This window comes from Rhizobium sp. F40D2 (genome assembly GCF_051810745.2).
Lineage (GTDB): Bacteria > Pseudomonadota > Alphaproteobacteria > Rhizobiales > Rhizobiaceae > Rhizobium.
The window spans coordinates 413553-434938 of record NZ_CM131436.1 but is presented as its reverse complement, the minus strand read 5'-3'; the positions used below and the strand labels follow the sequence as shown (position 1 = coordinate 434938).

The 21386-nt window shown below is 63.3% G+C and carries 21 protein-coding genes and 1 tRNA gene; 12 read left to right on the top strand and 10 right to left on the bottom strand.

Annotated features, from left to right (window positions below; all coding sequences use genetic code 11):
* Nucleotides 1-39: 39 nt before the first annotated feature.
* Nucleotides 40-3435: an acyl-[ACP]--phospholipid O-acyltransferase gene (locus ACS4RS_RS02200; RefSeq protein WP_439008912.1), complete on the top strand. Its 3396-nt coding sequence runs from the start codon at nt 40-42 to the stop codon at nt 3433-3435.
* 251 nt (nt 3436-3686) lie between these two features.
* On the opposite strand, the gene ACS4RS_RS02195 is transcribed toward ACS4RS_RS02200, so the two are convergent.
* A complete protein-coding gene (locus ACS4RS_RS02195; RefSeq protein ID WP_439008913.1) occupies nt 3687-4880 on the bottom strand; it encodes a TCR/Tet family MFS transporter in 1194 nt (397 codons plus the stop codon).
* A 624-nt stretch (nt 4881-5504) separates the two neighbouring features.
* On the opposite strand from ACS4RS_RS02195, the gene ACS4RS_RS02190 reads away from it, so the two are divergent.
* On the top strand, nt 5505-8480 hold the full coding sequence (locus tag ACS4RS_RS02190) for an NAD(P)-dependent oxidoreductase (protein ID WP_439008914.1): 2976 nt from the start codon (nt 5505-5507) through the stop codon (nt 8478-8480).
* Nucleotides 8481-8923: 443 nt separating this feature from the next.
* On the opposite strand, the gene ACS4RS_RS02185 is transcribed toward ACS4RS_RS02190, so the two are convergent.
* A complete protein-coding gene (locus ACS4RS_RS02185) occupies nt 8924-9331 on the bottom strand; it encodes a hypothetical protein (protein ID WP_064841287.1) in 408 nt (135 codons plus the stop codon).
* Between the two features lie 265 nt (nt 9332-9596).
* On the opposite strand from ACS4RS_RS02185, the gene ACS4RS_RS02180 reads away from it, so the two are divergent.
* A tRNA-Pro gene (locus tag ACS4RS_RS02180) sits at nt 9597-9673 on the top strand.
* Nucleotides 9674-9770: 97 nt separating this feature from the next.
* Here the strand turns inward: ACS4RS_RS02180 and ACS4RS_RS02175 are convergent.
* On the bottom strand, nt 9771-10865 hold the full coding sequence (locus ACS4RS_RS02175) for a GSU2403 family nucleotidyltransferase fold protein (protein ID WP_439008915.1): 1095 nt from the start codon (nt 10863-10865) through the stop codon (nt 9771-9773).
* Between the two features lie 235 nt (nt 10866-11100).
* Here ACS4RS_RS02175 and ACS4RS_RS02170 point away from each other — a divergent pair, with 235 nt between their 5' ends.
* Nucleotides 11101-11340: a DUF982 domain-containing protein gene (locus ACS4RS_RS02170; RefSeq protein ID WP_003580187.1), complete on the top strand. Its 240-nt coding sequence runs from the start codon at nt 11101-11103 to the stop codon at nt 11338-11340.
* A 26-nt stretch (nt 11341-11366) separates the two neighbouring features.
* On the opposite strand, the gene ACS4RS_RS02165 is transcribed toward ACS4RS_RS02170, so the two are convergent.
* From ACS4RS_RS02165 to ACS4RS_RS02155, 3 genes are all read right to left on the bottom strand, one after another.
* Nucleotides 11367-11594, bottom strand: coding sequence for a hypothetical protein (locus ACS4RS_RS02165; RefSeq protein WP_439008916.1), 228 nt, complete (start codon nt 11592-11594; stop codon nt 11367-11369).
* Between the two features lie 12 nt (nt 11595-11606).
* Nucleotides 11607-11870, bottom strand: a complete 264-nt coding sequence (locus ACS4RS_RS02160; protein WP_439008917.1) for a hypothetical protein — start codon at nt 11868-11870, stop codon at nt 11607-11609.
* An 823-nt stretch (nt 11871-12693) separates the two neighbouring features.
* Nucleotides 12694-13341, bottom strand: a complete 648-nt coding sequence (locus tag ACS4RS_RS02155; protein WP_179611427.1) for a S24 family peptidase — start codon at nt 13339-13341, stop codon at nt 12694-12696.
* 83 nt (nt 13342-13424) lie between these two features.
* Here ACS4RS_RS02155 and ACS4RS_RS02150 point away from each other — a divergent pair, with 83 nt between their 5' ends.
* From ACS4RS_RS02150 to ACS4RS_RS02120, 7 genes are all read left to right on the top strand, one after another.
* Complete coding sequence (locus ACS4RS_RS02150; RefSeq protein WP_439011767.1) at nt 13425-13646, top strand: hypothetical protein; 222 nt, start codon at nt 13425-13427, stop codon at nt 13644-13646.
* A 211-nt stretch (nt 13647-13857) separates the two neighbouring features.
* Complete coding sequence (locus tag ACS4RS_RS02145; RefSeq protein ID WP_439008918.1) at nt 13858-14085, top strand: sigma-70 family RNA polymerase sigma factor; 228 nt, start codon at nt 13858-13860, stop codon at nt 14083-14085.
* Nucleotides 14086-14108: 23 nt separating this feature from the next.
* Nucleotides 14109-14474 (top strand): hypothetical protein, encoded by a 366-nt coding sequence (locus ACS4RS_RS02140; RefSeq protein WP_439008919.1) that lies wholly within the window; start codon nt 14109-14111, stop codon nt 14472-14474.
* Nucleotides 14440-14838, top strand: coding sequence for a hypothetical protein (locus tag ACS4RS_RS02135; protein WP_439011768.1), 399 nt, complete (start codon nt 14440-14442; stop codon nt 14836-14838). Before ACS4RS_RS02140 ends, ACS4RS_RS02135 begins: the two co-directional genes overlap by 35 nt.
* Nucleotides 14835-15134: a GcrA cell cycle regulator gene (locus ACS4RS_RS02130; RefSeq protein WP_439008920.1), complete on the top strand. Its 300-nt coding sequence runs from the start codon at nt 14835-14837 to the stop codon at nt 15132-15134. The genes ACS4RS_RS02135 and ACS4RS_RS02130 overlap by 4 nt, the downstream gene beginning before the upstream one ends.
* Nucleotides 15131-15343, top strand: a complete 213-nt coding sequence (locus tag ACS4RS_RS02125; RefSeq protein WP_037073250.1) for a response regulator transcription factor — start codon at nt 15131-15133, stop codon at nt 15341-15343. Before ACS4RS_RS02130 ends, ACS4RS_RS02125 begins: the two co-directional genes overlap by 4 nt.
* Nucleotides 15344-15356: 13 nt before the next feature.
* On the top strand, nt 15357-15950 hold the full coding sequence (locus ACS4RS_RS02120) for a hypothetical protein (RefSeq protein ID WP_449313853.1): 594 nt from the start codon (nt 15357-15359) through the stop codon (nt 15948-15950).
* Nucleotides 15951-16673: 723 nt separating this feature from the next.
* On the opposite strand, the gene ACS4RS_RS02115 is transcribed toward ACS4RS_RS02120, so the two are convergent.
* Together ACS4RS_RS02115 and ACS4RS_RS02110 are read right to left on the bottom strand one after the other, a co-directional pair.
* Nucleotides 16674-17369, bottom strand: coding sequence for a methyltransferase domain-containing protein (locus ACS4RS_RS02115; protein ID WP_439008921.1), 696 nt, complete (start codon nt 17367-17369; stop codon nt 16674-16676).
* Nucleotides 17370-17729: 360 nt separating this feature from the next.
* Nucleotides 17730-18203 (bottom strand): deaminase, encoded by a 474-nt coding sequence (locus tag ACS4RS_RS02110; protein WP_439008922.1) that lies wholly within the window; start codon nt 18201-18203, stop codon nt 17730-17732.
* Nucleotides 18204-18426: 223 nt separating this feature from the next.
* On the opposite strand from ACS4RS_RS02110, the gene ACS4RS_RS02105 reads away from it, so the two are divergent.
* Nucleotides 18427-19272 carry a glycosyltransferase family 25 protein gene (locus ACS4RS_RS02105; RefSeq protein WP_439008923.1) on the top strand — a complete coding sequence of 282 codons (846 nt, stop codon included), beginning with the start codon at nt 18427-18429 and terminating at the stop codon, nt 19270-19272.
* On the opposite strand, the gene ACS4RS_RS02100 is transcribed toward ACS4RS_RS02105, so the two are convergent.
* Nucleotides 19227-20630, bottom strand: coding sequence for an ATP-binding protein (locus tag ACS4RS_RS02100; RefSeq protein WP_439008924.1), 1404 nt, complete (start codon nt 20628-20630; stop codon nt 19227-19229). The genes ACS4RS_RS02105 and ACS4RS_RS02100 overlap by 46 nt on opposite strands.
* Nucleotides 20611-21294: a winged helix-turn-helix domain-containing protein gene (locus ACS4RS_RS02095; protein WP_439008925.1), complete on the bottom strand. Its 684-nt coding sequence runs from the start codon at nt 21292-21294 to the stop codon at nt 20611-20613. The genes ACS4RS_RS02100 and ACS4RS_RS02095 overlap by 20 nt, the downstream gene beginning before the upstream one ends.
* Nucleotides 21295-21386: the final 92 nt, after the last annotated feature.

Here is a 21386-nt window from a genome sequence, read left to right as displayed (position 1 = left end):
CTGTGGCCTTCTCTGCGAGCCGAAAGAGGGACCACGCCCGTGCAACACAATCTGATGACGTCTAGGAAATTCGCGCCGTTGTTCTGGACCCAGTTCCTCACGGCCTTCAACGACAATTTTCTGAAGAACACGCTGGTGTTCCTCATTCTCTTCAAGATGTCGGCAAGCGAAGGTGCCGCCCTGGTGACGCTTGCCGGCGTCATCCTCATCGTGCCCTTCCTGCTGCTCTCGGCGCTCGGCGGCGAACTCGCCGACAAGCACGACAAGGCCAAGATCGCCGAGCTGTTGAAACGCTGCGAGATCGGCATTGCCGCGCTTGCCGTTATCGGCCTCGGTTTCTCCTCCATTTTTGTGCTGATGGCCGCCCTCTTCGGCTTCGGCGTCGTCTCGGCGCTGTTCGGGCCGATCAAATACGGCATCCTGCCCGATCATCTCGACCGCCGCGACCTGCCGAAGGCCAATGCCTGGATCGAGGGCGGCACCTTCATCGCCATCCTCGCCGGTACGATCATCGCTGCCCTTGCCTTCTCCAGCGGCGACAATGTGCTGCTGTTCGGCTCGATGATGATGGGGCTTTCGGTGCTTTGCTGGCTGGCCAGCCGGATGATCCCGGCCACCGGCTCCAAGGCGCCGGATCTTCAGATCGACCGCAACGTCATCCGCTCCAGCTACACCCTCGTCATGGAAATCCGTTCCGACAAGCGCCTGTGGCGTTCGGCGCTGATGAACTGCTGGTTCTGGCTGGTCGGCGCCTTCGTGCTCTCCATCCTGCCGACCATGGTGACCGAGCTGCTCGGCGGCTCCGAGCTGGTCGTTCCCGCCTATCTCACCGTCTTCGCCATTGCCGTCGCTGTTGGCTCGGCCATTGCCGCCTGGATGTCATCAGGCCGCATCGTGCTCTTGCCGGCCCCTGTCGGCACGGCGCTGCTCGGCCTCTTCAGCCTCGATCTCGCTTGGAACCTCTGGGGTCTGGCCTCAGTCGCCCATGCGACGACGATCACCGGCTTCTTCGCCGGCCAAAATACCATCCGCGTCGCCATCGATCTCGCCGGCATGGCCATATCAGGCGCCTTCATCGCCGTTCCCACTTTCGCCGCGCTGCAGACCTGGGCGCATGAGGACCACCGCGCCCGCGTCATCGGCGCCGCCAATGTGCTCTCGGCGCTGTTCATCACCGTCGGCCTCGGCCTCGTCGCCGTCATCCAGGCGCTCGGCGCTTCCATTCCTGAGATCCTGATCGGCCTCGGCATTATCAATTTTGGCGTCGCCTGGCTGATGCTGAAGACGCTGCCGACCAATCCCTTCCGCGATTTCATCTCGATCCTGTTCCGCGCCTTCATGCGGCTTGAGGTCGAGGGGCTGGAGAATATCAAGAAGGCCGGCCGCGCGCCGATCATTGCGCTTAATCACGTCAGCCTGCTCGACGGCGCTTTGGCGCTCGCCATCACCGAGGAAGAGCCGACCTTCGCCGTCGATTACAAGATCGCCCAGGCCTGGTGGGTGCGGCCCTTCCTGAAAATGTGCAAGTTCCTGCCTCTTGACCCCACAAAGCCGATGGCGACGCGTTCGCTGATCAAGGTGGTGCAGGACGGCAGCCCGATCGGCATCTTCCCCGAGGGCCGCCTGACGGTGACGGGCACGCTGATGAAGGTCTATGACGGCGCCGCCATGGTCGCCGACAAAACAGGCTCGATGGTGGTGCCGGTCAAGATCGACGGGCTGGAGAAGAGTTATCTCTCCTATCTCGGCGACGGCAAGATCCGCCGCCGGCTGTTCCCCAAGGTCAAGGTCACCATTCTCGAGCCGGTGAAGCTCGAAGTGCCGGCCGAGCTGAAAGGCCGCAAGCGCCGCACGGCGGCAGGAGCCGCGCTCTATCAGGTGATGTCGAACCTGCTGTTTGAGACCGCCGATACCTCATCGACCGTTCTCGGCCGCGTCATCCAGGCGGCCCAAGAATTCGGCATGAAAAAACTCGCCGTCGAGGATCCGGTCACCGGCAGCCTCACCTATGGCAAGCTGCTGACCGGTGCCGCCGTGCTCGGCGCCAAATTCCGCGCCAAGTTCCCGGAAAACAATCTCGGCGTCATGCTGCCGAATGCCAATGGCGCCGCCGCCACCATTCTCGGCGTCATGAGCGCCGGCAAGGTGCCGGCCATGCTGAATTTTACCGCGGGTGCGGCCAATATTCTCTCCGCCTGCAAGGCCGCCGAGATCAAGCACGTGCTGACCTCGCGCGCCTTCGTCGCCCAGGCCAAGCTCGGCCCGGTTATCGCCGAGATGGAAAAGCAGGTGACGATCGTCTGGCTCGATGATCTCCGGGCCGAAGTCGGCCCTCTCGACAAGATCCGCGGGCTTTTGCGCAAGGGTCGGCCGCTGGTCAAGCGACGGCCGGATGATCCGGCCGTCATCCTCTTCACCTCCGGTTCGGAGGGCACGCCGAAGGGTGTGGTGCTGACCCACCGCAACATCCTGTCGAACGCCGCCCAGGCCGCCGCCCGCATCGATTTCCACAGCGGCGACAAGGTGTTCAACATCCTGCCCGTTTTCCATTCCTTCGGGCTGACCGCCGGCACCGTGCTGCCGCTGATATCAGGCGTGCCGGTCTATTTCTATCCGTCGCCGCTGCATTACCGCATCGTGCCGGAGCTGATCTATGTCTCCAACGCCACGATCATCTTCGGCACCGACACCTTCCTCAACGGTTATAGCAGGACCGCGCACCCCTACGACTTCCGCTCGATCCGCTATATCTTCTCCGGCGCCGAGCCGGTGAAGGCCGCCACCCGCCAGACCTATATGGAAAAATTCGGCCTGCGCATCTTGGAAGGTTACGGCGTCACCGAGACCGCGCCTGTCATTTCGATCAACACGCCGATGTACAACCGCTCCGGCACGGTCGGCAAAATCCTGCCGGGCATGGAATGGAGGCTCGAACCGGTGCCCGGTATCGATGAGGGCGGCCGGCTGCATGTGCGCGGCGCCAATGTCATGGCCGGTTATCTCCGCGCCGAAAAGCCCGGCGTGCTCGAACCGCTCGCCGACGGCTGGCACGACACCGGCGACATCGTCACCATCGACGAGGACGGCTTCGTCAAGATCCGCGGCCGCGCCAAACGCTTCGCCAAGATCGGCGGGGAGATGATCTCGCTCGCCGCCGTCGAAACACTCGCCGCCGAACTCTGGCCGGGCGCCCTCTCGGTTGTCTCGTCGCTGCCCGACGCCAAGAAGGGCGAGCGCCTGGTGCTCTTGACCGACGCGCCGAACGCCACCCGCGCCGAGTTCCTCGCCTTCGCCAAATCCAAGGGCGCCATGGACATGATGGTGCCGGCCGAGGTCAATATCGGCAAGGTGCCGGTGCTCGGCTCCGGCAAGGTCGATTTCGTCGCGGCGCGCAAGCTGGCGGAGGCTGCGGTTGAGAAGGGGGAGGCCGCTTAGGCCGGCATTATAGTTCGGGGCGTCGTGTCCTGTGGCACCCCCTCTGCCCTGCCGGGCATCTCCCCCACAAGGAGGGAGATCGGCAGGAGGCGAAAGCTCGGTCCCTCTCTGCCGATACTTTGATTCAAATGGCAATTGTTTGGGGAAGCCCTAACGTCTATCCGATCTCCCCCTTGTGGGGGAGATGTCCGGCAGGACAGAGGGGGGTGCGTCCCGCCACTATGCGGCCAACAGAAGCGCACCACGATTGGCTAGCCCACAGCCGCCCGCTCCGCCGTCTGCAGCCTCAGGTCGAGAACCAGCGGCACGGCGAGCGCATAGACGATGACGACCGACAGCCAGATGGCGCCCGGCCACGTCTCCCTGACAAGGAAATAGAGGCTGGAGAAGGCAAGCGGTGCGACGATCGAGGCGAGGCTGACGGCTGAGGCCAGCACGCCCTGGAACTGGCCCTGGCTGTTTTCGTCAACCTGCCGGGTGGCAAGCGATTGCAGCGCCGGCACGCCGATGCCGCCGAGCGCGAAGACCGGCATGATCGCGAAGATCATCCAGCCCTGGCCGGCAAAGGCCATGACGGAGAGGGCGATGCAGACGCCGGCGACACCGGTCAGGATCGCGGCGCGTTCGCCGAGCAGCCTGACGGCCGGCCCGGGCAGCAAGGCCTGGGCGAGCGTCTGGCAGATGCCGAAGGCGCCGAGCGAAAGGCCGATCGAAAGCCCGTTCCAGTGAAAGGCGTCGCTGCCCCACAGCGCCCAGCAGGTGCCGTAGGCCTCGCCGGTGGCGCTGAAGATGAAGAACAGGATGACGACGGGCAGCAGGCTCTTGACCTCCAGCACCGAACGCAGCGGTTTCAGCGGATTGAGCGCCGCCAGATCGATCTTCTCGCGGCTGCCCGGGCGCGATTCCGGCAGGATGAAGAAGGCAAGCAGCAGGTTGGCGCCATTGAGCGCAGCCGCCGCGATGAACGGCAGCCGCAGCCAGTGGTCGCCGAGCACGCCGCCGAGTACCGGGCCGATGATGAAGCCGAGGCCGAACATGGCGTTGAACAGACCGAAGCGGCGGGCGCGTTTCTCCTCCGGCGAAATGTCGGTGATATAGGCTGTCGCCACCGAGATATTGGCGCTGGTCAGCCCGGCAATCGCCCGGCCGACGAACAGCAGCGCGAGATTGGGCGCAAAGGCGAGAAACAAATAGTTGACGGCGGCACCGGCGAGCGAAATCAGCAGCACGGGGCGGCGGCCGAGCCGATCGCTGAGCGCCCCGAGCACGGGGGCGAAGATGAATTGCATCACCGCATAGAGCGCGGTCATCGTGCCGATATACGGTGCGACGTTTTCGGCATGGGTGATATCGCGCAGCAGCGACGGCAGGATCGGGAAAATCAGCCCGATGCCGACGGCATCGAGGACAATGGCGGTAAAGATGACGATAAGGGATCTGGTCATGGGTGCGTTCCGGGTCGACGCAAGCCCGCAGGGCCGTCAGCGCCTCCCTGATTTCTGCAAATCACGGAATTGCATCGGGACGCCGATGGCTCACGATAAGGCCTGATCTCTGTCAGGCGATTGGTTTCTAGGGGGTGCTGGCCGAACCATGGCTAATGCACATGGCTGGCGTGTACTCGACCGCCTGGACGACCCATTCGTCCACCTGTTTACTCCGCCACTGAGCGGATCAAGGGAAGCAGTCGCTTTTCGCGACGGGAAAGACATACGCCGGATGGTTGCAGGCGGCAAGTGCCTTTTTGGCCGGAGCGCGGATGAGGACGCGCTCGGCCCCCGGCACCCCGTCTCTCCAGCCTCATCCTGAGGCGCGTAGCCCGCAGGGCGAAGCCTCGAAGGACGGGGCTGGCCACCGCACCCACCCGCCCTCGTCCTTCGAGACCCCCTTGCGGGGCACCTCAGGATGAGGGCTAATCGTTGTGCGTGTTGCCTGCCAACCACGCCAACACGAACCCAGCATCCCCAATGACGCGTTTCGTCTGTCGTTCGGCGCATATGAGGTTGTCTCGCCGGGGCAGGCGCTTCACCATGAAGGCAACTTCAGCTCCGGGAACAGACAGGCAGGCCATGACAGATATCGCGCAGATGCAGGAACAGCGATTGAGCGCCCTTCGACAGACTGCGTCGGGTGCGCCGAAGCTGCCGTCCAACCCGTTCTTCGGTGTCGGGCCGATCACCGATGCGACGACCGATGAAGTGGATAGCCGCCTGCGGCGCATCGCCTTCGACGCCTGGATCGAGAAGACCTATCGCAAGTTCGACGACCTGGGCAACGATATCGGCGGCTTCACCACGGCCGAGATTTCCCGCAGCATGCATCGCGGCTATCCGGCCGATAAGATCCTGACCGACATGATGCGGGCGATCCATCGTTATTTCGGCTTTCCCAAGACCAACCGCATGGCGGTGGGGCTCGGCGGCGGCCATAGCGGTTTCACCGTCTGCATCCAGCACCTGATGAATGCCAACGACGCCGCCCAGCGGGTTTATGTCGATACGCCGCGGCCGGAGAGCGATCCGTCCAAGGCCGCCGGCTTCTTCCGCCAGTCATGGGCGACACAGCTGATCGAGATGCAGCGCTTCGCCGAAAAGGGTTGCGAAAGCCGCATCCATTTCGCCGCCTCCGAGGGCGTGATCCCGACGGCGGCCGAACTGTCCTCTCTCGGCGTTTCGATCTTCGTCGGCGTCGGCCACGAGACGACAGGGGCCAACGCCTATACCAGCGGCGAAATCCACGAGCTTTTGAACTGGCTCGACGGCGATCCGGCCAACCGCCACGCGGTGTTCGACGCCACCTCGATGCTCGGCGCCATGCCGTGGGAGCCTGAACTGGTCAGCGCCGTCATGGCGAAGTGCTGCCTGTTCATGCCGTTCCAGAAGGCGATCGGCGGCGTTTCCGGCTATTTCGTCGCTTCCTTCACGCCGCATGCCCTGGCGCTGATCGAGAAGAACCAGCAGGATCCCGCCTGGGCGATCCCGCGCCAGCTGAAGATCGCCCCGCCGATCGATCCGCGCCAGCCGTTTTCGGCCAAGCGCTCCGTCGATGCCGGGCCGTTCTTCGATCCGGCCGAAGACCGCATGCTCGGCGGCGTCATCAACACCTACAGCGCGCTCGCCTTTGCCGAGACCACCTTCGGCCTGCTGCAGTCGGAGGCCCGGGTCGGTTCGGTCGTCGAGCTCAACCGCCGCTCCGCCGCCAACCGCGCCGTGATCGACGAGTGGGTCAAGTCGCATCCGCTGCTGTCGCTGACCGTCACCGATGCCGAGCGCCGCGGCGCCGCGGTGACGCTTCTGAAGGTCGAGGATGACGGCATCAGCGATGCCGGCATCCATGCCCGGATCATCGCCCGTTCCAAGCAGTTGCTCGGCTATGAAGGCATCACCCATCCGAACGGCGAATATGAGCCCGGCCTCGACGCGGCCCGCTACGTCAACGCCTTCCCCGGCACCCCCGGCGATTACCGCGCCTGGGTCGGCGGCATCCGCGAGCCCGAAGATGTCGTGGCGCTGCTGGAAAACCTGCAATATGCCTATCTGCGCGCCAAGATCGTCGTCCTCGAAGAGGAACTGGCAAAGCACGGCGTGACCTTCGAGGCGCCTGCCAAGGCCGATGGCGCCGTGCGCAAGGACGATCCGAACCACGCCTATACCGTGCTGATCGCCGATCTGGTCGGCTTGCGCTTCGGCGCCGACGGCGAGCCTGATTACAGCGAGATCAAGGCCTATATCGAGGAGAAGGGCGGCAGCTTCCATCTCGGGCCGCTCGGTGATCGCGCCAGCCTCGAAAAGGGCCGCATCCATTTCTTCTATCAGCCGAACCTCAGCACCGAGGCGGAGATCCTGCCGCAGACCGACAAGGGCCAGTATGACGCGCTGATCGCGGCGGCGACCTTCATCCCGAAGTCTTCCGTCTTCCCGCTCGGCGGCGTGCGCATCGGCGCCGGCACCGGCAATATGGGCTCGGCCTCCTGGGGCGGCGGTAATGGCGAGGGCGGCACTGCGGCCCTGATGAACACGCCCGGCATCAACAGCCGCGCGACCGCCCAGATGGCTCTCAAGGCGATCCTGAAGGTCGTTCCCGACCTGCCGGTCGACAGGTTGCACCGGATGGTCGCCGGCGGCGATTTCGATACCGGCCGCCAGCTCAAGGATTTCCCGACGGCCAAACTCGAGGGCCGCAAGCTCGCCGTTCTCGGCTACGGCAATATCGGCCGCGAAGTCGCCAAGCTCGCCAAGGCCTTCGGCATGAAAGTGGCGATCTATGCCCGCGAGCATCACAGGCGCTGGATCGAGGCTGAGGGCTTCGACTATGCCGCAAGCCCTGTGGAAGCGGCAAGCGGCGCCGACGTGCTCTCCGTCCATATCGGCCTCGGCCGCCTCGACGCCTCGACCGGCACTTATTCCAATGCCGGCACCGTTGATGCCAAGGTGCTCGGCGCCATGAAGGACGGCGCGGTGCTCGTCAATTACGACCGCGGCGAAGTCGTTGATCCCTATGCGCTCGACGCAGCCCTTTCCTCCGGCAAGATCGCCCATGCGGCGATCGACGCCGATCTCTTCAGGGATGCGGCGACCGGCACGCTCAGTGGCCCGATGCTGCCCTACCTGCCGCTCGAAGAGCGCCACAAGGGCAAGCTCGAGCTCTTGCCGCATGCCGCCGCCGACACCGACCACCCCTCGCGGGTGACCGGCGCCAAGCAGGCGGTCGACCAGATCTTCGACGTCATCCGCTTCAAATCCGTCGTCAACCTCAAGGGCGACCTGCCGGAAGGTTACGTCTCGGGCGGCGCCCGCACACCGGCCGGCATCGGCCGGGTGACGAAGCAGGTCGTCACTGAGGCCGGCGGCAAGGCGAAGCTCTTGGAAGAGCTGCGGCAGGCCTCGGAAAGGATCGCCGCCATCACCGGCGCGCTTTCCGCCGTGTCCGACGAAGAGCATCGCAGCCGCATCGTCGAGCGCTACACCGCTCTTCTGGTCGAAAATGCCAACCGGCAGCGATCGCTCCTTGAGCAGCTTGGCCTTTACGGGCCGGCGGAGGGGTGAGACCATCGACGGCTCGGCGAGCGGCGATGGTTTCTAGTCGCTGACGCCGTGCCGTGTAGCCCCCTCATCCGACCCTGCGGGCCCTCTTCTCCCCGCTGGGGAGAAGAGGGGGAGATTGCAGCTTCTCCATCGATCCTATTGGACGGAGTGCCTTTGAGCAGCCGGTTCATTTGGGCAGTTTCGGCGCGCCTTGCTCCCTCTTCTCCCCAGCGGGGGGTCCGAAGGACGGGTTGAGACCCGTGGCTCAACCCCGGTCGGTGGCCCGCAGGGCCGGATGAGGGGGCCGCACGGCACAACCTCACATCATCATTCGTTCCGTGACTCCGCGCCCGATCTCATTACCCGCATCGATCCGCAACTGCCCTTCGTCAGGCTGACTTGTGGAGCCCAAAACAAAACAGGCGGCACATCGGCCGCCTGTTTTCTTGTATTCGGGTTACCCGTTACTTCTGTTCAGGCGCCAGGAATTCCGCGCAATAGGACGGACCGTTGACGCCGGGAATGTCGGCGACGGTGCGGATATCGCGGATCGTGTAATCCGAGCTGGTGGTGATTTCGGTCTGGCAGCGCAGATAGGCGGTGCGGGCAGACGCGATCTGCTTGCCGCGCTTGCCGTCAGCGCCTTCGGCATATTTTGCCGGAATGCGCACGGTCTTATAGCCGCCGCGCCAGGTATAGACGGTGGTGGCGCCTTCCTCGCGGTCGCTGATCGGCGGCCCGTAGGCGGCAAAGAAGATGCCGGCCGATTTGCCGACCCAGCGGGCCTCGATCGGATTGCCGGCGGAAGGAATGGTGGTGCATCCGGCAAGCCCAATTGCAAGCCCGGCCGCGGTGATGGTGCGGAGTTTCATCGTGTTGTCCCTGGTCTCTAGCGCAGTGGCTGCGAATCCGCTCGCTACGCGCGGTTTCGCCTGTCCCGTCGAGCCCTTTAGCGCGGAACCCGGCAAAAGAAAATTGCCCCTGTGGCACTTCCCGACGATTTGCTCCCGGTGTGTCTTTTTGCTGCAGCAGCGCACCGCCACGCCCTGTCATCAACCCGTCAAAAATTCCACCGGATTTTTGGAATTTGGTGCTTGTGCAACCAGATAGGCTGTTCTATAGAAGCGCCGCTGGTCACGGAGTGTAGCGCAGTCTGGTAGCGCACCACGTTCGGGACGTGGGGGTCGAGTGTTCGAATCACTCCACTCCGACCAGCTAGAAACCCCGCTCCGGCGGGGTTTTTCGTATCTCGCTGATATCGGCAAAAAATCTCTCAGGATGGTTCCCCGTCTCGGATCCCGTGCGGTCCGCCTAAACGCCGTAACGCACGGGGTCTTCGCCGATTTCCGCCATGCCTTCGGCGAGGGTGGACATCAGTTGTTCGCGGCGAGCGGGCCGCAGCAATGACAGTCCGCGCGCTATTGCCTCACGCCACGACTGACCGCGTTCCCACGCCTCGCAATAGGCGAGCGCAAGATCGGAATGGCGGCGGGTCGCGCCCATCGCTTCGAAAAGATGGGATGCCTGCTGCACGTCCTTTTCGCGTTTTAACACGCCGTTGTCGTCGTTCTGGCGCCGCGAGGCGACGATCAGCTTGTGGACGGCGTAGCGCTCCGGAGCGGGTACGTTGACCGCAACGCCGCTCTTGTGAAGAAGCACCGTCCTGATCGGGTTGTAGATGAGATAATCGAGAAACCTCAGGGGTTCTGCGGAAATTCCTCCAAGCGCCGGCATGTCGGCTGGCTTGTTCTGGTTGTCGTCGCTGCCTGTATTCGGCGTCAGGAACTCGACCTTGTAGTTCTTCGAATTCACGAACTGGGTCGAGCGGGCGGGATGGTTGAGATGCGGCACCTCCCGGAAGGTCGGGTCCAGCTTTTCGAGAACCTCTCGAATGGGGGGAATGCTGTCATTGACCGCCGTCGAGATCGAATGAAACTGGGCGAAGTCGGCGTCGCCCGTCTGCATAAGCGAGGTCGGCAGTCGAACGCCGAGCACGCCGGAATAGGTGTGGAATGCCACGGTGCCGACGAGAACGGCGCGCAGGCGGAACAATCCTGCATTGGCAAGCGCCTCGATGACGTCGCCGGTAAACCTCGGCGGTGCGTTCATGCCGCCTTCTCTGGTCAGAGTGGCCACCATGCGCCGCCGGTTTCTGAGATCATCCTTGATGGCGCCGAATTCGCTGACCCTTTTCGTGACCTCCTCGTCGCTCTTCGGCCCGACATAGGACCGTTTGACGCCGTCTTGGCCCGGAAGGTCGAAATACCAGTATTCCTTGCCCTTCACCGGGACGGAGACGAAGCGACCCTCCAGCGGGAACTCGGCGACGAAGCTTCCGTCCAGTGAACGCTGACCGAGCTCGGCCAGCATGGTCTGATACATCAGGTCGATCTCGCGGACAGGCATGGGTTTTCTCTGGTTATAACTTTTTCGTGGAAAGATTATAACTCGGAATTCCATGGTCCGAAAGCCCGCCATCCTGCAGTTATAATTTTTCTGCAGGAAAGTTATAACGACGCGGTTGAGCTGCAACGCGGTGCATCGACGCTGCCCGAATCAGCTTTATGCGCCGGTTTTCGAATCAACCGGAACGAGTCCCAAAGTGATTCGTTGAGTCGCGTTCCGTGTGAGATACTGGGCCATGAGCAAGCGACGAAGCTTCAAACCGGTGAAGATCACCATCAATGGCAAAGTCAGGACGGTCTATAATGTCGTCCAGGCCGGCAACACTTTGCTGAATGACTGGCCCGACCAGACGCCGGCGGCCAAGGTTGCCGAGCGGCTTGTGCTTGATGTGTTCAACGATGCCGCCGAGCCCGAGCAGGTGCGCCGCGCCTTCATTACCGCGGCCAAGGCGAGCGACATCAAATATAGCTCCTGATCGGCGATGCTGGGTAAAGCCCGGGCTCACTTCCATGACGTCAGCTCCTGATTGGCGCGGTCCTGGTCCTTGAACTGTGTCTTCATCCAGACCGCCGAAATGATCGCGGCGAGGAAGCCGAAGGTGAGGCAAGTGATGGCCTGCTTGCGCCAGGAGATGAAGGTGACCGGCGCCGGGGTGAGGGGCTTTTCCGCGTATTTACCGGGCGGGCAGGCGCAGCCGGAAAAGGCCTTGACGATGCAATCGGCAGACATCTCCGTTCCCCCTCAGGCGTAAAGCTGATCGCGATCGGTCATGCCCATGATCTCGCGGGCATAGCGGTAATGCTCCTCGACGGAGGCCGCAGCGCCGCGCAGCCAGGAGGGGCCGCGGACCGAATGTTCGGGGCGGCGCAGGAAGGCAAAGCCGAGGGCGCCCATGCGCTGCGCCTCGATCGCCATATAGGCGCTGCAGTCTCCCATTCGCAGCGCGCCATTCCAGCGGGCGTCGCGCTTGCTCTCTTCGGTCTCGATATTGCGGATGTGCTGCATCGCCCTGTCCTCTCACGCGTCTCTGATCGGCTCATGGCGTGAAGGTATATATAATACCCCATATCGTCAACTGCAGCAGGTATAAAAAATACCCTAATGATTGACGAGGTACGAATCATAGGCGTATGACTGTCGCCAGTGATTGGGCGACCGGGTGCAACTCCCGAGCTGACGAAGCCCAGCGGCGCGGGAAGCGAAAGTCCTTAAGTGCGCTGTCAGAAAATCAGGACGAGGGCGAAGCGAATGGCCCCTCTGGCACGTGTCCCATCCCGGCTCCGGCCTTCAGGACCTGGCCAATGCTCTCCCGGCTTCATGGGCTTTGCTCATGGGGTAGGGGGAAGCTTTGGCCGGAACCCTCCCTCACCAGCCTTCAGGAGTGAAGACAGAGAAATAGAAAACAAGCCTATCTTGGAGTCTGATGCTGCGAGAAAAAAACGGGAGGCGCAACGGGATCGAGATCGCTGATGCGGTGACCGGGCCCGGGCTTTGGGGCACCGAATTTGGATTCGTGGGAGAGGGCTGCCGAAGGATATTCCTCGCAGCCATTCGATCCATCCCGGCGGAGTAACGCGGGTGTGCGCGGACGACGTCCGGAGCTTTGCAGGTTGATTTCAGGCGGGAAAATATCTCTCACGATCCTGGTCGCCGGATCGGGAGATCGGAGCGAGATCCTACAGGCCGTACATCTCGCGCGCTGCGCTGAAGGCCAGGAGAAACACCGCTAATGTGACGATATAGAACCAAATTCTGCCGGCGCGCGACGAAGGGCGGATCATATTGGTTTCCTTGATGAATATGGTTTATTCGCAGCGGGCATGGATGCCTACATCTCGATGATCGACCGGCGGACGCGGCCGACGATGGTGACGGCGCCCTGGAAATCCGGCGGCGGCACGTCCTCATAGGAAGCGGGCTGGAAGGGCGGGTCGTCGTTCGGGCGATAGCGCTTGTAGGTGGCGGCCCCCGTCTCGTCGGCGACGACATAAAGCGCGTTCGGCGCCAGACGCTTGTCGCGCAGGTTGACGAAGATGATCGAGCCGGGCGGCGAGATCTTGTTCATCGAATTGCCTTCGACCTCAAGCGCGATCCATTCGCCATCGGGCAGATCGAGGGCGGCCACGGTCGGGAATTCGGAGAAGTCGGTGATCGGCGCCTGCTCGCTCAGCTGGCCGGCGCTGACCCAGGAGATCTTCGGCACGTCGGCGACGGAGACCGGCAGCTCATCCGGGTCGAGCGCGTTGCCGGTTCCGAACTGCAGCCAGTTGAGATTGACCTTGAAGGCGCGGGCATATTTCTTCGCATCGGCAATGCCGAAGCCGTTGCGGCCGGACTCATGCGCCTTGTAGACATTCGCATTCCAGCCGAACCGATCGACGATCGCCTTCGGCCCGGCAAAGCCCGCGTTTTTCCTGGCCATGACCAGCCGCTTTGCGCGTTCTTCGCGCTCAAATTGTTCCTGATCTTTCAACATGATATAAAAAATACCCTAGTTTAGGGTATATGTCATGCCCTATTGCGCTTGACATTAAGGGTATTAAATGTACCCTAATGCGCATGAAAAACAGCGACATCATCATCAATTCCCCCAACCTCGGAGACCGCGGCGCCGCCTGCCGAGCCCGCGACACCGGCTGTCCGAACTGCGGCAAGGCGCTGTCGATCGCCGAGGTGATCGAGCGCCATTGCGAGACCTGCGGCCGGCAGACCAACCCGAAAGAGATGCGGCAGCCGAGCTCTTCTCCGCTCACAGATCCCGACAGCCTCACGCCTCCCTGACGGCTATCGGCGGCCGGCGTCGTCGCCCTCCCTCGGCGACGCCGGCATCCAATCCCCGGGCCGCAGCCCGGCAGGCGACCGGAGCCTTTGCTCCCGCAACAGAGCCGGCGCTCCGGTCGCCGTCGATGAATTCAGATGAAGCACCTCCAAGCACTCGCTTCGGCGGGAACGGCGCGCTGCGCTCGAAATGGACAAGAAGGATCACACCGGCATGAACGCGCTCCAGCTCTTCCGCACCGGCAGCGACTATATCGAAATCGCAGCCATGCTCGGCATGTCGGTGCCTTCGGTGGAAATCGAGATCCACCGGCTTCGAAGCGCCGAGAAGGGCGATACCGCCCAGCAGGATCATGCCGGCGCAGAGATCCGCCGCTTTCCCCACCGGATCCAGCCGGGCACCCCGGTCCATTTTTTCGGCGGGCAGCGGCTTCGGGTTTGAGCGGCGGGAGAAAGGAAAACGGCATGGCGAAGGACACAATGAACAAGGACATCATGGACATCCTCAGCCCGGTGCTGGGGGAGGAGCTGGCGGCAGCCGTCATCGAGCATCGCCGGCGCACGCTGCGGAAGCCGCTGACGGCTTACGCCGCCCGCATCCAGGCCAGGGAATATCTGCTGACCGGCGATCCGGCCGGTGCTGCCGAGATGCAGATCTTCCGCGGCTGGCAGGCGATCAAATGCGACTGGTACCTCAAGGAGAAGGCGAGGGAAGCCGGGTCGAGCAACAGCAGCACGAGAAGGACGACAGTGGATGCCGCAAGAGATTTCCTCTCCGGTGAAGATCATAGCGGGGATGCTTTCGGGTTTCCCGGCATCATCAGGCACTGATCCCGACATGCAGATCCGCGCCTATCTCGTCGCGATCGACGGCATTGCAAATGAGGCGGTCTGGCGGGCCGCCAGAGGCTTCATCTCCGGACAGGTGCGGGATCACAACCGCGCTTTTGCCCCGAGCAGCGCCAGTTTTGCCGAGGAATGCCGCCGTCAGCAGGCGATGATGGACGCGCAAAACCGTCCGCGCATCGAGCCGGAGCCCGAGACGCCGCAGCCGAAGGTCGCGGCCTACAAGATGCAGCTGCTGCGCGCTGCGGCCAATGGCAGCCGCAGCGCCAGGCGGGAACTGGCGAAGATGTTCCCCGACAACCCGGTCATCGCCAGGGCCGCACGAGAGACACAGGAGGCAGCCGGATGAGAGCCGAATTCTGGACGGAAGATAAGATCGTCAGGGCCGAGAAGCTATGGAGCGACGGCATGTCGGCAAGAGCGATCGCCGAGATGTTCGGCTCGAAGAAGAACACCGTCATCATGATGACGCACCGCAACCGCGACAGGTTCCCGGCCCGGCAGGACGCCCGGCAGAAACTGCCGCCGGTCGAGACCGCGCCGGCCGAGCCGCCCCGTCACCCCGACCGGGTCAGACGTGTGACCTTCTCGGGCGCCGAGGTGACGATGCCGCGCGTGCCGTTCATCGATGGGCCGGCGCCATGAGCCCGGCCATCAAGAGCAACGTCACCCCGCGCGAAACCGAAATCATCGGCTGGATGGCGGCCGGAAAGACCGCCGCCGAGATCGGCACCATTCTCGGCATCTCCCACATCACCGTGAATACGCACATCGCCAACGCCAAGGCGAGGCTTGGCGTCTTCAAGGATACCGCACTTGTCGCCGCCGCACTGCGCAACGGCATCATTCGATAGAAGGACAATCAGCATGGGTGGCAAAGCAACCAAGGCCAGGACATCACGGGCAAACAAGGGCGCCGGCCGGCCGCGCAAGGAAAATGTCGAGCGTTTTCCCTGCGGCAAGATCAAGCCCTTCGAGACCGAGAAGGACAATATCAGCGTCGCCATCGCAGCCCGCCGCCGCATCCACGGCTTCGGCCGAACGGTCGACGACGAGACGGTCAAGAGCCCGTTTGCCGGTTATACGCTGGGGCGCATGTTCCTCGACGGCCTGATCACCGCGGAGCAGCGCCAGGCCGGCGACGACTATGCCGAGGCCATGGCCCGCTACCACAAGACCACCGGCATCCCGGCCCCAAGCCCGCGCGCCCAATCGCTCTTCGCCGTCAAGGGCCACGAGGGCGAGGTCACCGAAAGCCTCGCCGACCGCGCCCGCAAAGCCAGCAATCGCATGATGGCCCTGCAGGCCATCCTGCTGCGCTGCCCGGACGGCCCGCAGGTGCGCAGCACGGTCTACAACGTCACGGTGATGGACTACGAACACCTGCGCCAGATGCCGCCGCAGCAATTGCTGTGGCTGCGGCGGGGGTTGATTGCGCTGCGCGCGGCGAGGGGTGGGTGATGAAGAGAAGGTAAGGCGATAGTGAAGGGCGTGCCGTATGGCCCCCTCATCCGACCCTGCGGGCCACCAGCCTGGGCGAGCCACGGGTCTCGCCCGTCCTTCGGACCCCCGCTGGGGAGAAGAGGAAGCAAGGCGCGACGAAACTACCCAAATGCACCCACCAGCTCAACGGCACTTCGGTTAATGAGATCGATGGCGAAGCGGCATTCTCCTTCTTCTCCCCGGCGGGGAGAAGGTGGCCCGCAGGGTCGGATGAGGGGGCCACACGATACAGTGCCAACGACGAAGAGCGCTGCTGCCCCGCTTTACCTAACCTCCACCGCACCAATTTGTGGACGATAGCAGCCGGCAAGACCTCTCCTTTTGGCCGCCGCCAGGGGCCGCGATTTAGCCCCTCCCCCTTGTGGGAAGGGGTCTTGGCCAGCCACAAGCGCCAAGGGCGGAACCGCCGCTGAAAGAATGCGACACGCTTCAGTCGTGCCGTGTAACGGGAGTGGGCCGCGCAGAGTATCGAAGTGCATGGGTGTTTAAATTACGCACCTCCACACGGCCCATAATATTTACGATCGGCGGAGCCTGTTGTTCCCGAGCCGAGGTAAAATTCTGAGTGGTCGCCCAAAAATGCCGCTGCTTTGGGCTCAGGAGCCTGACTGTTCAGTTCCTCCGTTCAAAGAACATCGTTCTGATGTCGAGATAAGGAGTGCGAGCAGATCGGCATGCCAGTCACGCTTTCACCACCGAAAAGAACAGGAACCGCGGCGTCGTCGTCAAGCTCCGATAGGCCAGCGGAAACAGCGTGCGGGCGCGAGGATCGGGTTGGGGCTCGCTGACGGTATCGATCTGAAATCCGGCCGCCTTCAGTGCATCGAACATGGCGTGCAGCGGCCGATGCCAGAAGCGCATGGCGATCTCTTGTCCGCCGCGCTGCCAGGTCTCGTCAAAACTGTAGGTCTCGAAATAATTGTCGTGACCGCTCGACGGGTGATCCATGAAGGGATGGTGGGTGGAGAAAACCAGGCGGCCGCCTTGAGGCAGCAGCCGGTTGAATTCCAGGAGCGGCGCCGACCAGTCCGGCAGATAATGCAGCACCAGCGAGGCGAGGATCAGATCGAAGGCTTGATCCTCGAAGGGCAGGGCCTTGCTGAGATCCGCCTGCAGCAGGCGCGCGCGGCCTTCCAGGCGGCGTTGCGCGATCTGCAGCATGCCGGCACTGGCATCGATCCCGGTCACCACAGCCCCGCGCTCGACGAGCGCTGCCGCATGCGCCCCGCCGCCGCATCCGGCATCGAGCACGCAAAGCCCGGCGACCTTGCCGACCAAGGCAAGAATGGCCGGCCGCTCGTAATAGGCATTCCAGGCATTGGCCTCATTATCCGCGTCATATGCCGCCGCGAAGGCATCATAATCGTTCTCGGCCATGCTTTGCCTTTCCGGAGGGTGTCGGATTAGGGGGTCGGCTGCACCCTTTTTGCGGGAATCGCTGGCACATGCAAGCGGAGAGCATGGCTGCCCCTCACCCTAACCCTGCCCGTAAACGGGGCGAGGGGACGTGCCCCGCGAGAGGTTAGTGGGGAGTCGAGAGCTGACGACTTGCCCCCTTCGCCCCGCAAGCGGGGAGAAGGTGGCGGCAGCCGGATGAGGGGCATGCGGCAATCTCCCAGTTCGAGGAAGGCATTCTTTCCCGCAGCATGACCCTCTCAGCAGCGGACATGGATCCCAGGCTCGAGGCCTGGAATGACAGAGGTTGGAGGCGCGGTTTCGCCAAACTTCCGGCTGAGGCTAAGCCTTGCCGAGATGCTTCGGCCAGAATTGCTGATGCACTTCTGCGGCTTCGTCTTCGAGGTTCGTCGGGCCAACCACGGTGACGGTGCGCGCGCCGGTTTGCAACACCGCCCGGCTCGGCACGTTCAATCCGATCCCGGCGATCTCGCCAAGCCGGGCTTCGGAGCACGCAAACACCATGCGCCCGATACCCGACCAGTAAATCGCCCCGGAGCACATCGCGCACGGCTCCGTGCTGGTGTAGAGCGTGCAGTCGGCGAGAAAGCCGGTGTCGTAGTGCTCTGCTGCAGATTTAATCAGGTTCATCTCGGCGTGGTTCGTCATATCGTGGCCGGTGAAGACGCTGTTTTCGGCGCGCAGGATGACCTCGCCATCCTTCACCAGCACCGAGCCGAATGGTTCGTCGCCTCGGTCCATCGCGGATTTCGAGAGCGCAATCGCCTCGCGTAAAAACGGCTCGTGGTTTTCCATCAGAGTCCCCCCAGAAGCTAGAGCGGGACGAGTTTGTCTTGAAACGGACGGATTTCCAAGGGCTGCAAATCCGACTGAGGATCGGCGATCCGGATCGCGGCAACCGCCTCCCCAGACTCCAACCCTTGCCACCTTACGAAAATGTATAGCCCCGGCGAGATGCCGGTGAGATTTCGAGCGCAGGCTTGGCGCAGTCATTGCCAAGTTGAAGGCCAGCTCACCCATGAACATGCGCGCCACGCCCGCCGCCCTGATGCCGGCGATCCATCCGGTCAGCCTGCGGGTCGACACCTATCTGATCAATCTCGACCGGGCGCCGTTGCGCCGGTTTCGCATGGAGCGCCTGCTTGCAGGCATCGGTCTTGCCTTCGAGCGGGTGGCGGCGGTGGATGGGGCGGGGCTCAGCCTGCCGCATCCGGATTTTGACGAAGCCTCCTATCGGAGCCGGCATGGCCGCCGGCCGAACCCTTTCGAGATCGGCTGCTTTTTGAGCCACGTCGAATGCGCCAGGCGCTTCCTCTCCGGCAATGCCGAATTCGCGCTCATTCTCGAAGACGACCTCGATTTCGACGACGATCTTGCCGATGTGCTCGAGGCCGCTTTGCAGCACCAGACGCGCTGGGACATCCTGCGTCTTTCCACCGTCAACACCGGGCGCAAGCATAGGGTGGAGGCGCTCACCGTGTCGCGCTCGCTTGCCATTGCGCTCACCCGCGAGAAGGGCTCCGGCGCCTATCTGATCAACCGCAGGGCGGCCGGCTGGATTGCCGGTTCAATGCTGCCGATGCGGCTGCCCTATGATCTCGCCTTCGATCTGGAATTCGATGAGGGCTTGAGCGCCTGCTTCGTCGATCCGCTGCCGGTCAGCCAGAGGGCGGACCCCTGCTCGCAGATCCAGGCGGGGCTTTCGGCCTACCGGCTTGGCCGCCGCCGGCCGTGGAGCGTTCTGCCCTATCGCGCTGCTGCCGAAATACGCCGCTTTGCCGCCCGCTTCAGCCGCCTCGTTATGTCGAGAATGAAAGCTCAGGAGAGCAGTGGAAAGCCGATCGAGACGATGAGGCCGGGCTGATTGTCTCCCATGGTGATCTCGGCCGCATGCAGCTCGGCGATCGCCTTGACGAGGCTGAGCCCGAGCCCGCTTCCGGGCGTCGTGCGGCTTTTGTCCAGCCGGTAGAGCCGCCGGAAGACCTTCTCCCTTTCGCCGGCGGGAATGCCCGGGCCGCTATCGGCGACCGAGAGGATGGCGCGATCGGCCTGGCGGCGCAGCGAAACCGTGATCGCCGTTCCGGCCGGGCAGTGGTTGATCGCATTTTCCACCAGGTTGGCGATCAGCTGGGTCAGCAGATCGCGGTCGCCGCGGATGATGGCGGGGCAACGCGCCGTGATCCGCAGCGATTTCTGGGCATCTTCGGCGACATCGATATAGACCTCGGAAATCACCGCAAGCACGGCATCGAGATCGGTCGCCTGGAAACGCTCCTTGCGGGCGCCGGCCTCGATCTGGGAAATGCGCAGCAGCGCCTCGAAGGTGGCAGTGATCCGGTCGCTCTCGTGTCTCGCTTCGTCGAGAAGGGCTGAGACATCCGCCTGCCGGACATTGCCCGCCACTGCGGCATCGAGCGTCAGGCGCAGCCGGTTGAGCGGTGTCTTCAGATCATGGGCGATATCGCTGCTCACCTGCCGCATGCTCTCGACCAAGGTCTGCAGCCGCACCAGCGCCGCGTTGATCTGGATCGCCACCGTATCGAGATCGTCGCCATTGCCGCTGATCGGAATGCGGGCGTCGAGCGCGCCGTGGGAGACGTGGTTCATGGTGAGGGCCACCCTGTCCAGCCGCGCCTGGGCGCGAGCGGCCAGAAACACGCCGCCGCCGATCGCCGTCGCCACGACGACCGCCGCGGCCCATTCGAAACTGACCAGCACGATCCTCAGCATCTCCTCGACATCGTTGAAGTTTTCGCCGACCACCAGGCTGTAGGGGCCGATCGTCGACACCTGCATCCGGTAGCGTTCGTGCCCCTTCAGCCCGACATCGCGGGAGGTGACGGTATAGACGCCGTTCGGGATGGGCGGTGCGGCGAAATTGCCGGCGAGTTTCTTGCCGGCACGATCGGTCAGCGAATAAAGCCCGTCGGAGGTCGACTGGAAGCTCGCATAATTGTTCAGCGTGTTGACGAGATCCTGGGTGTCGTCCGGCTCGTAGGTCGAAACAACAAGCGCATTCATCTCGGTCAGCGACTGTTCGAGATCGCGGGACAGGCCGAGGTCGAGCATGTGATAGATGATCGCGCCGCTCAAAAAGAAGGTGACGACGAAGAGCATGACGAAGGTGACGGCAAGCCGGAACGGCGTGCTTCGGCGCAGGCTGGAGAATGACGCGGAAAAGTGCCTGCGGCCGGGTGTAAAATCAACCTGTTCGGGGCGCATGCAGGCTATACCCGGTGTTGCGGACCGTGTGCAGAAGCTGGGCCTGGAACGGTCTGTCGACCTTGGCTCGCAAGCGGCTGATATGGGTCTCGACGACGCTGGTCTTCGGATCGAAGTGGAAATCCCAGACCCGCTCCAACAGCATCGTCTTGGTGATGACCCGGCCTTCGCCGCGCATCAGCACCTCGAGCAGGGTGAATTCGCGCGGCTGCAGCTCGATCGCCTGGCCGGCGCGGCGGGCCTCGCGGCGGATCAGGTCGAGCTCGAGATCGGCAACCTTCAGCACCGTCTTCTGCTCCTGCACCGGCGGCCGGCGGCCGAGCGCATTGACACGGGCCAATAGCTCGGAGAAGGCAAAAGGCTTGGTGAGATAATCGTCGCCGCCCGCCTCCAGCCCCTCGACCCGGTCGTCGACGCCGGCGATCGAGGTCAGGAACAGCGCCGATGTGCCGACCTTGGCGGCCCGCAGCGAGCGGATAACCGCCAGCCCATCCAGCCCCGGCAGCATGCGATCGACGACGATGACGTCATAGGCTTCGCGCTGCGCCTGAAACAGCCCATCACGGCCGTCGCCGAAGACGTCGCAGACATGGCCTGCCTCGGAAAGGCCCTTGGCGATATAGTCGGACGTCTTCCGATCGTCCTCGATAAGCAGGATCCGCATCAGCCCGATCATTCCCGGTATGGCTGGGGGAACCTAGCTGAGGGCACGCATGGGCCACAACTTACGAATTGGTAAGGTGGGGCGGGGCGTGA